This window comes from Xylanibacter muris, assembly GCF_013166605.1.
Classification (GTDB): Bacteria; Bacteroidota; Bacteroidia; order Bacteroidales; family Bacteroidaceae; genus Prevotella; species Prevotella muris.
The window spans coordinates 126,883-139,908 of sequence record NZ_JABKKF010000001.1 but is presented as its reverse complement, the minus strand read 5'-3'; the positions used below and the strand labels follow the sequence as shown (position 1 = coordinate 139,908).

At 39.4% G+C, this 13,026-nt stretch carries 9 protein-coding genes; 1 reads left to right on the top strand and 8 read right to left on the bottom strand.

Features of this window, described 5'->3' with window-relative positions; translation table 11 throughout:
- The first annotated feature begins 289 nt into the window (after nucleotides 1-289).
- Nucleotides 290-1,279 (top strand): quinolinate synthase NadA, encoded by a 990-nt coding sequence (gene nadA / locus HPS56_RS00470; protein ID WP_172272190.1) that lies wholly within the window; start codon nucleotides 290-292, stop codon nucleotides 1,277-1,279.
- A gap of 49 nt (nucleotides 1,280-1,328) precedes the next feature.
- Here the strand turns inward: nadA and HPS56_RS00465 are convergent, their stop codons facing one another.
- From HPS56_RS00465 to porZ, 8 genes are all read right to left on the bottom strand, one after another.
- Nucleotides 1,329-1,541, bottom strand: coding sequence for a hypothetical protein (locus tag HPS56_RS00465; protein WP_172272187.1), 213 nt, complete (start codon nucleotides 1,539-1,541; stop codon nucleotides 1,329-1,331).
- A complete protein-coding gene (locus HPS56_RS00460; RefSeq protein ID WP_172272184.1) occupies nucleotides 1,538-3,040 on the bottom strand; it encodes a hypothetical protein in 1,503 nt (500 codons plus the stop codon). Before HPS56_RS00460 ends, HPS56_RS00465 begins: the two co-directional genes overlap by 4 nt.
- Nucleotides 3,041-3,058: 18 nt before the next feature.
- Nucleotides 3,059-4,522, bottom strand: a complete 1,464-nt coding sequence (locus HPS56_RS00455) for an InlB B-repeat-containing protein (protein WP_253952346.1) — start codon at nucleotides 4,520-4,522, stop codon at nucleotides 3,059-3,061.
- 16 nt (nucleotides 4,523-4,538) lie between these two features.
- Nucleotides 4,539-6,791, bottom strand: a complete 2,253-nt coding sequence (locus HPS56_RS00450) for a leucine-rich repeat domain-containing protein (RefSeq protein WP_256372599.1) — start codon at nucleotides 6,789-6,791, stop codon at nucleotides 4,539-4,541.
- Nucleotides 6,792-6,953: 162 nt separating this feature from the next.
- Nucleotides 6,954-7,946, bottom strand: coding sequence for a hypothetical protein (locus HPS56_RS00445; RefSeq protein ID WP_172272179.1), 993 nt, complete (start codon nucleotides 7,944-7,946; stop codon nucleotides 6,954-6,956).
- Between the two features lie 491 nt (nucleotides 7,947-8,437).
- Nucleotides 8,438-9,463 carry an acyltransferase family protein gene (locus HPS56_RS00440; protein WP_172272176.1) on the bottom strand — a complete coding sequence of 342 codons (1,026 nt, stop codon included), beginning with the start codon at nucleotides 9,461-9,463 and terminating at the stop codon, nucleotides 8,438-8,440.
- An 11-nt stretch (nucleotides 9,464-9,474) separates the two neighbouring features.
- The gene (locus tag HPS56_RS00435) at nucleotides 9,475-10,896 is read right to left on the bottom strand and encodes a hypothetical protein (protein ID WP_172272173.1); all 1,422 of its coding nucleotides are present in this window, start codon (nucleotides 10,894-10,896) and stop codon (nucleotides 9,475-9,477) included.
- A gap of 1 nt (nucleotide 10,897) precedes the next feature.
- Complete coding sequence (gene porZ, locus HPS56_RS00430) at nucleotides 10,898-12,967, bottom strand: type IX secretion system anionic LPS delivery protein PorZ (RefSeq protein ID WP_172272170.1); 2,070 nt, start codon at nucleotides 12,965-12,967, stop codon at nucleotides 10,898-10,900.
- Nucleotides 12,968-13,026: the final 59 nt, after the last annotated feature.

Below are 13,026 nucleotides of genomic sequence, written 5' to 3'. Positions count from 1 at the left end.
ATCAACATGGTTATTATTGGCTTTTAATTAAGTTTTCAACTCAAATATGGTGGAAAAAGATATAAACTTATTAATTTTGCATCACATAGTGGAAATGTTGATAACGTATGTTCATCACTGACTTCAAGCAATAAAGCATTAACAGAATATAATGATAAACAGACATCACGGGTTGATTACTTGATATGCAAGAAAAAGAGCTGTTTTTTTATCAACGTATCAACAGCATATCATATACAACATTTTCATTTTTGAATTAAAAAATAAAAAGAATAAATATATTTATACGATGTTGAAAAACGAGTGGACAGAGAAAGGATATATCAACGAGCCTATAGCCGAAGGTACAGACCTTAAAGCGGAAATAAGAAGAATGTGTGAAGAGAAAAACGCTGTTATCATGGCACACTACTACACACAGGGTGAGATACAGAATATTGCGGATTTCATTGGCGACAGCCTTGCGTTGGCGCGTAAAGCCGCGGAGACCGATGCAAGGATTATAGTGATGTGCGGAGTGCATTTCATGGCTGAGACATGTAAGATTCTGTCACCGGAAAAACTGGTGCTTGTTCCGGATCTTAATGCCGGCTGTTCACTGGCCGACTCATGTAAGGCTGCCGACTTGAAGAAATATAAGGATGAACATCCGGGATATAAGGTTGTGAGCTATGTAAACACGACTGCCGCCGTAAAGGCCCTGACGGATGTTGTAGTCACGAGCGGAAATGCCCGTCAGATTGTCGATACATTTCCGAAAGACGAGAAAATTATATTCGGTCCCGACTATAATCTTGGTTCATATATAAACAGTGTTACAGGCAGAAACATGCTTTTATGGAACGGAGGATGTCATGTTCATGAACGTTTCTCAGTGTCGGAAATAATGAGACTGAAGGAAAATCATCCGTCGGCAAAGATTCTTGCTCATCCCGAATGCAAGGGACCGGTCCTTGCGGTTGCAGATGTTGTAGGCTCTACTGCCGTGTTGCTTAAATATGCTGTAGAGAGCAGTGATAATGAGTTTATAGTTGCCACAGAGGCAGGAATACTTCATGAGATGACGCGCAAATGTCCTGACAAGAGATTTATTCCGGTTCCTCCGGAGATAAGTGAAGGATGGGCTTCGTGTTCATGTAATGAGTGCGAATATATGAAGATGAACACGCTTGAAAAAATTTATAATACTCTCAAATACGAATGGCCTTCTGTTGATGTAGACAAGGATATTGCAGAAGATGCCGTGAAGCCTATAAAGAAAATGCTTGAGTTAAGCTGATATAATGAAATGTGGGGAACAAAATTCCCCACATTTCATTATATATGTATTACCATTCACACCAGTTCTTTTCCCTATATTCTTCGGTCCATATCGAATGCATTGTAGGATACTCTATGGATTTATCCCCATCCGGATCGTGATACTTTATTCCTACAGGACCGGACACTCCGCCGCTTATGCTGAATGATGTAAGCAGCGATTCTGTTTCCAATTCCATTATCGTTATATGTGGCTTTACATATATCTTTTCTTTTTTCATCTTACTAATACTTTTTGATTGTTTATTATATATACTCCTGCCTTAAGGGAAATGCTTGATGGACATTCCGGATACAGTGTATCATGGAAAATTGTTTGTCCGCTTGTGGTAGAGATTACTATATCCTGTGTTTTATCAGTAGTCATCAGCACTTTTCCCCCTTGAATCGCCTGTATATCCAGTCCGGTACATTTAGTGTCAATAATTTCAGAAGTATTGCCGTGTATGATTCTTAATGTCTTCGCATTGCTTTCGGCTTTCATATATGCCCTGAACGGAGTGACGTATGCTGTCTCATCGGCAATGCCGAATCCTGAACCGTCGCTTCGCAGTGCATAGCATCCGCTGATGTCTCCAGGAGCTGTTCCCGTATATGTTCCGACAAACATTTCTGTATTGTCTTGTTCCGTCGTTGCTATCACGTTTGCATTGGCAGAGGTAAATTCAACTTCTGTCGATTTTGTGTTGAATATACATGGAACGTTTGGAACAATCTCTGAAGGAACGAAAATTACGGATGTTCCGTCGTTGCTTATGGATTCAAATGTTTCCACTTCGACATTTTCAGGAATATCGGCTGCATACGGAATATACAGAGTATACCATCCCGCTGACAGTACGGTGCGGCTATATGATGCCGTACAGGCAGTGAAGGATTTTGATATGCTTACAGGATAGCCGTCGGTGAGCGACAGATTATTGCATGTGTTTCCTGCAACGATATTTGGCAAGTCTGCTTCCGAGTATTCCGAATACAGTCCGGAACCTTCCTTTACATAGTATATGGCATTGGGGTTCGGAGCCTTGGGAAGTGTTCCTGTACTGTCAAGTCCGGTAAGGTTGATTTCCGATATTTCAGGTTTTCCGGCAAGCCATTCGTTGAATGCCGCACCTACATCTTTTGGCATATAGCCGGTGAATTCCGACATGTCGATACTATGACCGATGGAAGGATTGCCTACGATGATGTGGCATGATACTTCAGGAGCCTTCACGGATACCATTTTCTTGTTCTCATACTTGGTAAACACTACGTTTCTGAACTTTATGGGATATATGCCCGGTTGCATATCAGTGTCGGTGGTGACATAAATTCGCAGTACCGTACCGCTATAGCCTTTTATGTATGAAAGGTCATTTGGCGTTATGGCAAATGTAGTATATCCCTTGTCTTCATGGCGTCCGAACTGCACGGCATGGGCAAATTCGGTTATTGTGACGTCTTCCAGTTCGTCATAAGTTTCCGTATATGGAAACCGTTGTTTGGGAAGTGAGCCGAACGGTTTGTTTCCACTGCGCAGTTTTATTCCTTCTGGCAGATAGATACTGAACTGAAATGCCAGGTAATCATAAGTATTATTCATCGATATTTCCAATACCTTGGCTTTGTCGTCAATGGCAATGCCGTTGGCGGGCGGGATTATCTGTAGCAGATTTTCCTGAGCATGCATGTCAAGGATGTGCATGCACAGGAAAAGTATCGGTAATATTCTTTTCATTTTCATATTTATATGTTTTTATTCATCCAACAATATGGATATTACACCCATAGCATCGCTTACGTCAAGCGTTCCGTCTTCGTTGACATCCGCCACTTCACGTATAAAGTCTTTTGTTGTCATTCCCACAACATGCAAAACGGTGTTCATTTTGTCTGTCACATTAATTTCACCGTCACCGTTGTTATCACCGAGCTTATATACGTACACACGTCCGTTTCTGGTAGAGGCAGTCACGGTGTTTCCGTTTTCTTCCGTTACGGATACCTGGTTTATCTTTACCTGATATGATGTGCCGCAGGCTGTTGTCTCGGGAACGTTGAGCTTTATGTTCAACAGTTTTGTGTTTCCTGCCGTCACTGTTCCGCCGGTCATGGTCAGTTGCCATACATTTGCGGAATCAGTCTCGTTCACTTCCACTGCATATCCTTGTGCCTTGTCGTCAAGTTGCAGTGTGTTCCAGTCCGGTTGTGCTTCTTCTGGAAAAGTAAGCCGGAATGTCATATCGTGCAACGGAGCAAGACTTGTCAGATATAGCGGACAATCTATTTGCGTACCGGGAAATGTTATTTCAGACATCAGATACAGTGCATATTGCTTGTCGGATGGCTGTGAAGGTTCTGACGGCGCCTCAGGATTAAATTCAAAACGAGCTTCGAAGCTCACGTCTTCGTTTCCCATAACGTATGTAAAAGACAAATCTTTGGTATAGAGAACGCCATTGAGATACCATCCGATGAATAGATATCCCGGATTTGGATTTGCCGTGAGATAGGCTTTGTTGCCGCTCAGGACAACAGTAGCATTGCTTTCCGCAGTGCCTCCTTCCGTACAGTCTACGGTTATGTTGTGACGTAGAATAGGATCGGAAGGCTCGGTAGGACTGTTAGGGTTGAATTTGAAATTAGCCGTAAGGGTTTCTGGGAAAGCATTCGTTGTGTAGCTATAGTTTTTTTCCATGGAAACCAACGTGCCTTCATCGTTTGTCCATCCGGCAAATTCGAAGTTTGCATTACATGTTGCATTAATTCTTACCTGTTTTCCGCATTGATAGCGGCCTCCTCCTGAAGCGCTTCCTCCATATCCTGCTTCCACATCCAGTCTGTAGTATACAAGATTGCTTCCGGGAACAGGTTCCGCAGGACTTCCGGGATTGAAATCAAAATGTGCTACAAGCGTGTCGTTATCCGTTCCTTTACATATAATATATGATGAATTGATGGAAATAATATTGCCTTTGGTATCAGTCCATGCCGCAAACTTGAAATTGGTCTTTGCGTATGCGCTTATACTGATGTTTGTTTCTGACACGTATTTTCCTCCTCCATATAAAGTTCCTCCGTCGGCCGGCTCTGCCAAGAGCACAAGTTTGGTTGGCGGAGCACCGGGTTCGGAAGGACTTGAAGGATTGAAATCATCCTGTCCTAATAGCGGAATGACGGCAAATACCGTCATAACCGCCAAAGACAGATATCTTATCATTCGCATATTCTCTTTATTATAATATTATCACTTTCACTTTATACTCTCCGCTTTTTACAATGTATGTTCCTGCAGGCAGTGATACGGGGATACCGCTTTCCGCATGAGCTACATTTATTCCAAACATGTTATAAATGTCCGCTTCATTACCGGTTATGGTCATTCCGCCATTGAAAGTATCTATTTGTGGCATGTCTGCTTTTTTCATTTCGTTTATGGCTGTAGTACCATTGTTTGAAAAACGCAGTTCGAAGCGGTCAGTCCATGTTCCGGCATCGGATGTAAATACATAGTCCTGTGACATAAGGTTTACGGATGTTCCGATCTCATTGTCTATTAGAGTAACGTTTGATGCAGTGTTTCTTGTGAGTGAAAAAGTGAAACATCCTCCGTTGCCGGCTATAAATCCGAGCTTTACCGTTCCATTGTCTATAGGACGTTCGTTTATTGCGTATTTATTGTCTTCATTGTCGTATGTGTATATCTGCGGCATGTCATTTGATTCGTTCATGAATTTGGCTGCGTCGCATGTCACTTCATATCCTGTGAGAGCTTTTTCATTTATAACTACTCGTGTGCGGTCTGTGTGTGTTCCATCGCTTATCTGCAAGTCTGTAAGTGTACGGACGATAGGTGCCGTACCGTGAGGTTTTGCGCCTGATTGGCTTTCTATTACAGATGTCATCTGACGGCCGTCGAGGGGGAATGAAATATCGGTTATCCCTTCAGGACACTGTACAAAGAAGGCCTGGTTTGGAGCCAAGGCATAGTCGTCGTCAATAACGGAGTATGCCTCATAGCTGTTTTTGCTTATGTTGCGGACAGTGATTGGGGCAGTGAAGTTGAGCTTATGTATATTATACCAGCACTGATATGGATTGCCTACAAGATTCCATCCTTTGTCCGAATTCTTTTCTGATTCGTTTGCTGCCAATGCTCTTACAAACATGTTGTTTGATGTGAGATATTGTTTAGTTTCATTTTCCATTGCGGGAATGTTCCACCATCCTTTTTCGCTTGCCTGGAATATAAATCCTGTTCCTGCAGGTATTATATCTTCGTCAGAAAAGTTTTTCCAGCTTCCGCTTGCGCCGTTTACCGCGCGGTTTCCACCGTCGTAGTAGCGTATTGCCCGTTTGGAGTTGTTTTCAACAGGTTTAATATCGCTGATTCTAACATCGTATGGCATTGACAGATAATACCATTTGTTTGTTTCTTTCACAAACAGTTCCGTGTTGAGTTTGCCGCATACCGTGACATCATCGGCATTGCTGAACATACGTCCGTATACGTTGCCCCCTGGATTTGATTTGATTGTAAGACTGTCTATAGGCATTCCGTCAGTTCCGTTTATCTTCATGCTTCCTCCTGTATTTATTATTATTGACGGGGTTCCGTCAAGTCTGTCACGAGCGTTGAGTACAAGGTCGCTGTTAAGTACCCATTCTTTTATTTCAGATGTAGAAAAGCCTTCTATCTTTCCAAATTCATACCAATAACTGTCAAGTTTATATGAATTGACAAGGAATGAAGGGACTTTTATTGTTATATTTGGACGAAGATTATCATCTATAATAGATTGAGAAACCTTTACAACAGTAGGACAATTAAGACGTATAGTTTTTATGCTTGAAGGCAAAATTCTATATTTATCACTTGTTGAATATCCTACAGGTATTTCTGCATAATTGTATCCGTTGCTTCCATAAAAAGCATATTCTTCTATATATGATACGTTTTTAGGTATTATAAGATTTGTTTTTTCTCCATATTTATTTGTATTTTGGAAAGCAGATCTATTAATACGTCTTAATTTTTCAGGAAAATCAAGGCATATATTATAACAGTCATAAAAAGCATTTCTTTCTATTATCTCCAATTCAGCAGGTAATTTAAAATTCTTTAATTTATAGCAATTTTGATACATAAATTCAGGAATAGTTTTTAAACTATCAGGTAATTTTGTATTTTCAAGAAAATAACATCTACTGAAAATATAAGAACTTAAATTTAAGCATTTATCAGGCAGAATGGCTGATTTTATATTGGTTTCAGAAAAAGCATTATAATCTATACTCTCAAGTGTGGAAGGAAAATTTATATAATCTAAATAAGTATTATAAAAAGCCTCTCTACCGATACGTCTGATGCCTTCCGGTAAACTTATATAATGAAGAAATTTCCATTCAGAACCTGATTCAAAGAATGAATTGCCTATTTCTTTTACGTTGGTCTCGCTTAAATCAAGTGCGAACAGATTTTCTTTCATCATTTTAATCTTGTCCCAATCATCATTATTCATATTACCTATGATTTTTAGTTTCCGCACATCTTTTATATGATCTACATTATATAGTATTTCTGTGCCGAGACTTCCTGGTTCAAGAAGATTCACTGTTATTAATGGAGTATTTCTTATTCCTGTATTTTTTTAATATATTGTGCTATTACTTTCTTCTGCAGTCCATTGAATAATATGCTTACCGGGAGTAAGTTCAAAAAAATAGCGTCTTTGATGATTTAATTGTTTAGAATAAAATGATTTTTTTTCTTTTCCGTCTACTATAAATTTTAAGTTTTCTCCGCCATTTAATTCATAACATAATGTTGCATCATTGTTTGTTACGACAGTTGCTGTAAGAGTACTTGTTCCTGATTCTAAACCTGAACATTCTATTCTATCAGAATTTGCATTCCATTTTTTATCAGGTGAAGATTCGAATAAAATAGGATAGTCGTTCCATTCAGGAAAATTATAATTAGAAGTTATTGTATTTGCGTTATTGAGAATGTCGGCAGCATTGTTTATTTCCTCAATGGTACTGTTTGTATTTGCATATATTTCTTCAAATTTTTCAATATTATATTCTTTTCCGTCCATAGCTTCCAATGCATCATATAGGCGTAACCGTGCATAATACATATCACCGGCATCACCATCTATAAATTTCCATTCAATGTTATTGTCATTGGAAAGATTGGGATATACTTTTGTATCGTCATTATTAGTATTGTTTCCGACATACTGGTTTTCATTATAATAACTCTTTCCAAGAGGTGTCTGTATTGTATACGTCTGATTATCAGTTTTTCTAATGTCCCAATAGCAATAGTTTTTATTAAAACTTTCATTTATGTATAATGAATTAGAATTTCTATAAAGATATTTCTGATTAAATATAAATTTAATTTTATAGAATCCTTCTTCTAAAAGAATATTAGTGCGGACGCCTGTTTCTCCTATGTAGGCATAAGATGAAGTTCCGTTTGATGTGAGAAACTTTTCTCTTCCTGTATTATACAGATAATAGTCTTTTCCACTTTCCAGTTCCACAAAGTCTGGAAATATAGGTGCAATACGTTCCACAGCCTGCAACCATAAACAATTGATACAGGCTAAAAGTAGCAAAAATAAATTTTTCATATTAATTTATGAATTTTGTTGCTTATAGTATCCCCATATTCAGCAATAAAAAAGTAATGTTAATCCATAAATATAAAAAGCGCGGGATACTGTACCTGTTACCCGTTCTACTGCTGAGGCCCTGAGATTGCCCATCTTGTCAGAACGAGCAACTGTGACCCCACGCCGATATGAAAATATAATTATACCACAATTATTATCACACCAACTTTATTATAAATTGATGTGACATTATGTGGTAATGATCAATATATATCATACCCGTGGCATCTACCGTTGCTAAGTTCCATGAAAAGATTGAAATTTCTCAGGTTTCAGCAGTCAAGAACAAAGCGTCATGCAAACGCCTTTTAATAAATATGTATTTCCCACCCTTTTATCTTTATCATTAAAGAAGCCTCGGCGTGGAAAACAATGCAAAGATAAATATTGTTTTCCTAAAAAACAAGAAAACGGAAGAAAAAGGTGGAATGAAACAAAATTCCACATTATTATTTTACATTTACCATGCTTTTTATTCTTTTTTCCATATAGAATGCCGGATAGCTCAATAGTGTATTTGCTATAAATATGATAAGAATAGCGGATGTGGATTTTATTGTTGAGTTTTCGATGTCCTGAAGTATAGGCCATGCGATAGCCATAGTCATGTATAGCGATATGTTTTGATACAGATATATGGTATATCCTTTTGTGTTCCATATATTCAACACTTTTGTATAAGGTAAGTCTATTTTCCTCAGACAGATGCCAATTATTCCGAGGCATGCCGTTCCGAATATGAGAAAATAAAAATCCGCAGGAAACTTATGGTCCTGCATAGGTATCATTATGCCTTCGTGAAAGCATATAATGCAGATGCCGGATGTTATGGCAGTTACTATATATAGTGCTTTTATTGAGTAGTTGCGGTAGTATAAATATCCTGCTATATAGAAAAAGTTGTATAAGGGAATGTTTTTTATCTCATTCTCGGCTATAGGCAGCTTAATGAATGAAAGCGTAAGCATGATGCATGCTGCCAATATGATATATGTGTGTTTGGAAACAACGGAAATGATTCTTTTCTGTATAGGGAGTGATACTGATATAATGAGATAACATGATATAAACCAAGTATATCCGTAATATGGTATATTGGTGCTTCCTCCGGTGAGAAGGGTTTTTATTATGTCTTTTGTTGTTATGTTGTGTATGTCCGCTGCCGTGCAGCCGTTTTCCGGTATGAGGAATGTCATGGCTGCGAGCCATATATACAATATCGGAAGGTATATATAATAAGGTATAAGAAGTCTTTTTGCCCTGTCCGTAAACATTCTTATAAAAGAAATATTACCTGTATCTTTTTTCAGTGACTGTGACGCACCGGCAATGAAGAATATGACAGGCATTTCAAACAGTAATGCCGATCGTATCGGCTCACAGCCCACATCCAACCAATACACATAATGTATCACGCATACGATATATATCATAGACAACGCCCTGTATACATCAAGTTGCTTATCTCTTTCCATTGTATGCGGTTTTATCTTATTATGTCTATGGTGTCGCCATGAACCACTAATACTCTTTCAAATCCTTGTCCGGTAATCATGTCCGCATACCGGTTTATTTCGAGTGTGTCATATTTTTCGAAGTTCATGTTGTCTATTTTCTCAGGCCATTTGTATCCGGTATAATGCTTCAGTGACAGTCCCCATCCGAATGCTTCACGCGGTATGGCGCAGAAAGACGAATACTTCTTCTCGTTGCCGATGACGTTTATCACGCAAAGATTCTTTACAGGTGTGTCTGTTCTGGCAATTATGTCCATTGCCATTTTCTTGCCCGTCAGTCCCGATTCGTATGATTTCTGCCAATGATGCCATGCAATGAACGTGCATGAGAGGATGAACAGTGCGAACAGTCTGTCTATGGTTTTATATGTGTTGAACTTGTCTGTAAGAAAACATATAATAAGTGCGGCCATTCCAAGACCTGCGTATGCGTGCATGGTGGAGAACAGTGTTACGAGATGCGGCGATGCGGCGATAAGCATGCATACTATAAGCGACAGGCATTCCTTTGTGATAACATAATATCTTTTTTGATAGAATAATACTGTTATGAAAGGCATGGACAGCAACAGTGTTATTACAACTGTAAAATAGTTGCGTTCAGGCTTATATGCCAGGCTTATATAGTCAAGCGGCAACCATGTAAGTCCAATGAATACCCCTATGTTTTTTATTTTCCTGAAAAGAGAATTGTCGAGGTATTCTCCGTTAACGGCCGATGTTTCCGCTGTAAGGTATATGCGTAAAGCAAAATATACTGTTATTGCAATCAACGCATATACGGAATCTTTCATTGCAGTCTTGAGGCTTATCCTGTTGAATCCGTATGCTATTATCTGCGGAATGATAAGGAATACTGTTCCGTTTTCTTTTGCAAGTGTGGCAATGAGCGCACATATAATCCATGCCGCTTTATAATTGCATTTGTCTGATTTAAGGTATAGCCATGTGGCAGTCAGTCCCCACAGCTGTGAGTAAACCTGATTCATGGAATCTATCCCGAGAACAGTGCCGAGCATTCCCGGAGAAATGAAAAAGAATATTGAAGCCATGTATCCGGAACTTCTTTTTAATCCTAATATCCTGGCCAGATGGTATACAAGTATTGTTCCTCCGAGATGGCCGGAATATACGGCAATATGGTTTAATGTAGGGAACAGACTGTCATTGAGGCTTAAAACATATCCGAACAGTCCGTCGAACGGACGCCAGTAGCCTATTTGGGGTATGATTCTGTTGTATACTCCTTCACCGAAGTCATAATACGGTGTGGTGAAATATGTCCAGTCATCGGATATAGGCAATAGTTTCGACAGGGCATAAATGATAAATGGCGACAGTAATAATATAACCGTGAGAGGGTTTATGTATCTTTGTCTTTTCTTTGTCATTTCATCTTATTACAGCTATTTTACATACAGTACCCTTGCTTCCGTCTTCTTTTGCCGTCACTACCATATATATTCCGCTTGCCACGCGCTTTCCGTTCATATCGAGCCCGTTCCATGTGAATGTTCCTCCGTTAGAGCGTCCTTCGGCTACCAGTGTGCCGTTTGCCGTTATGATTTTCACATCAGAGTTATAGCTCAGTCCGAGAACCGTAATGTTGCCGTTATAGTCAGGTTTTACAGGATTAGGATAGGCGTATACATTATTCTTGTCCATTTCCTCATTAGGGTCGGAAGCGTCGCTTATGTATGAACAAAGCCCACAGTCGGTACCGAAAAACACCTCTCCTGTCTTACCGTTGATGGCTATGGATGATACATTGTTTGACAGAAGACCGCTGTTGTCTTTTGTAAAATGATGGATTTCCGTCATATTGTCTTCACTGATGAGATATGCTCCGTTGTTGTCTGTACCGAACCATTTTCTTCCTGCTCCGTCAACGGCTATACAGGTTATGAATACTCCTGAGAGCAGATAGTCGGCATAGTTGGTGCCGTCGTTTCTCGGCACTTTCACCTGTATGAATGTCATGTCGTCGGGACTTTTGCCTATATCCGTCGACTTTATATAGAAAGGTCCGACATCTGTCCCTATCCATATATTTCCGTCTTTATCTTCAGCCAGTGCCGGCACTACATTCAGCGTGGCTTTTGTTCCGTCTTGGTTTATCACCTGTTTATATACGACAGATGAATCCTGTTGTATATAATATTTTGCCAGTGCCGGCATTGTGTAATTGTTGTTTGTGAACCATATAATTCCCCTTCTGTCAGTCATCATGTTTGACATCGATGCCATGGAATACTTTTTATTTGTTGTCATGAGGTTGGCATGATGTTTTGATACGAGTTCTGTCTTTCCTTGCGGCATTACGAAAAGGGAGTGGTTTTCGGCATAGCTATTTGCCAGCCACAGGTTGTGGCCGTTGTCATATTTCATTGTCGTAACTTCCACGTATGCTCTTTTTTCCTTATCTGTCAGTCCTTGGTTTATTTTTATGTCGTATGCCTCTTCGAGCGGACTGTTATAGTTGCTGTATTCCCTTACAAACTTAGTGTCCTTAAACTCGTAAAGTCCGGTTTGGCCGCATGCGAACACGTGGGTTTCGTCTTTAGGATCCACCTCTATGTCGAGCAGGTTTACAAACCTGTGGTCTATAATATCTGTCAGGTCTGTCTCGAACGAAGTCCAGCTGTTACCGTCATACATTTGCAGGGTTGCGGGATTCTCTGCACCTATAAATCCGTTGACTGTGTATAGTTTTCCGTTGATGATTTTTACTTTGCCCGTATAGTTTCTTTTGGGGCCTTCCGGCTTTAGCGACGATACGAGACCAATGTTTTCGTTGTAAGCAGACATATCCTTGTTGAATATGCTCATATCTGTGTCATAGTCGGTGTTCCAGTTGTTTTTATCTATAAGGTTTTCATTGAGGGCGGCTTTCAATACTCCGTTATTGGAGTCTTTTGCATAGATGAATCCTCCTTTGACGGCTACTGATGTTATATTTCGGTCAAGCATGTATGTTTCGCTTACCTCGGCATTGCTTACATTTATCTTTACCACTCCGAATCCTGTTGACAAGTATGCATATTTTGAATATATGTATATGTTGTTGATTGTTTTGTCAACGGTCATGTTTTTTGAATATATATCAGACAGATTGGTAATGTTGCCGTTTGTCTTTATAAGGTCTATATTGCTGTTTTTATATATGACGACGAGTCTTCCGGCGGCATTGCACCATGCAATGTTTGTTATATAAATGTCGCTCATCCCGTTTGTGCGGTCGTATGTATATATTGCTTCGTCTTTGATGTTATACTGATACAGGTCGTTTGAAGCCATTACGAAGAGGTTGTCTCCCGCTTTTTCTATTTGTTGTATTTCGCTGTATGCCAAGTAGTTTTTCCATGTGCCTATTCCTGAAGCCAATACTGTGCCATAAAATATAGACAGCAGAAAAAATAAAAGGATTCTTATTGCCGGAGTACTGTTTGTTTCCTTTTTCATATATTCTTTCATTATGTTAGTATTTTATATATCCGGTATGGATTCCATACTCGGATATA

What these genes read in the sequence shown, in the direction of transcription:
- nadA (WP_172272190.1), top strand. Translation starts at nt 290, where the DNA reads ATGTTGAAAAACGAGTGGACAGAGAAAGGATATATCAACGAGCCTATA.
- HPS56_RS00465 (WP_172272187.1), bottom strand. Translation starts at nt 1,541, where the DNA reads ATGAAAAAAGAAAAGATATATGTAAAGCCACATATAACGATAATGGAA.
- HPS56_RS00460 (WP_172272184.1), bottom strand. Translation starts at nt 3,040, where the DNA reads ATGAAAAGAATATTACCGATACTTTTCCTGTGCATGCACATCCTTGAC.
- HPS56_RS00455 (WP_253952346.1), bottom strand. Translation starts at nt 4,522, where the DNA reads ATGATAAGATATCTGTCTTTGGCGGTTATGACGGTATTTGCCGTCATT.
- HPS56_RS00450 (WP_256372599.1), bottom strand. Translation starts at nt 6,791, where the DNA reads ATGAAAGAAAATCTGTTCGCACTTGATTTAAGCGAGACCAACGTAAAA.
- HPS56_RS00445 (WP_172272179.1), bottom strand. Translation starts at nt 7,946, where the DNA reads ATGAAAAATTTATTTTTGCTACTTTTAGCCTGTATCAATTGTTTATGG.
- HPS56_RS00440 (WP_172272176.1), bottom strand. Translation starts at nt 9,463, where the DNA reads ATGGAAAGAGATAAGCAACTTGATGTATACAGGGCGTTGTCTATGATA.
- HPS56_RS00435 (WP_172272173.1), bottom strand. Translation starts at nt 10,896, where the DNA reads ATGACAAAGAAAAGACAAAGATACATAAACCCTCTCACGGTTATATTA.
- porZ (WP_172272170.1), bottom strand. Translation starts at nt 12,967, where the DNA reads ATGAAAAAGGAAACAAACAGTACTCCGGCAATAAGAATCCTTTTATTT.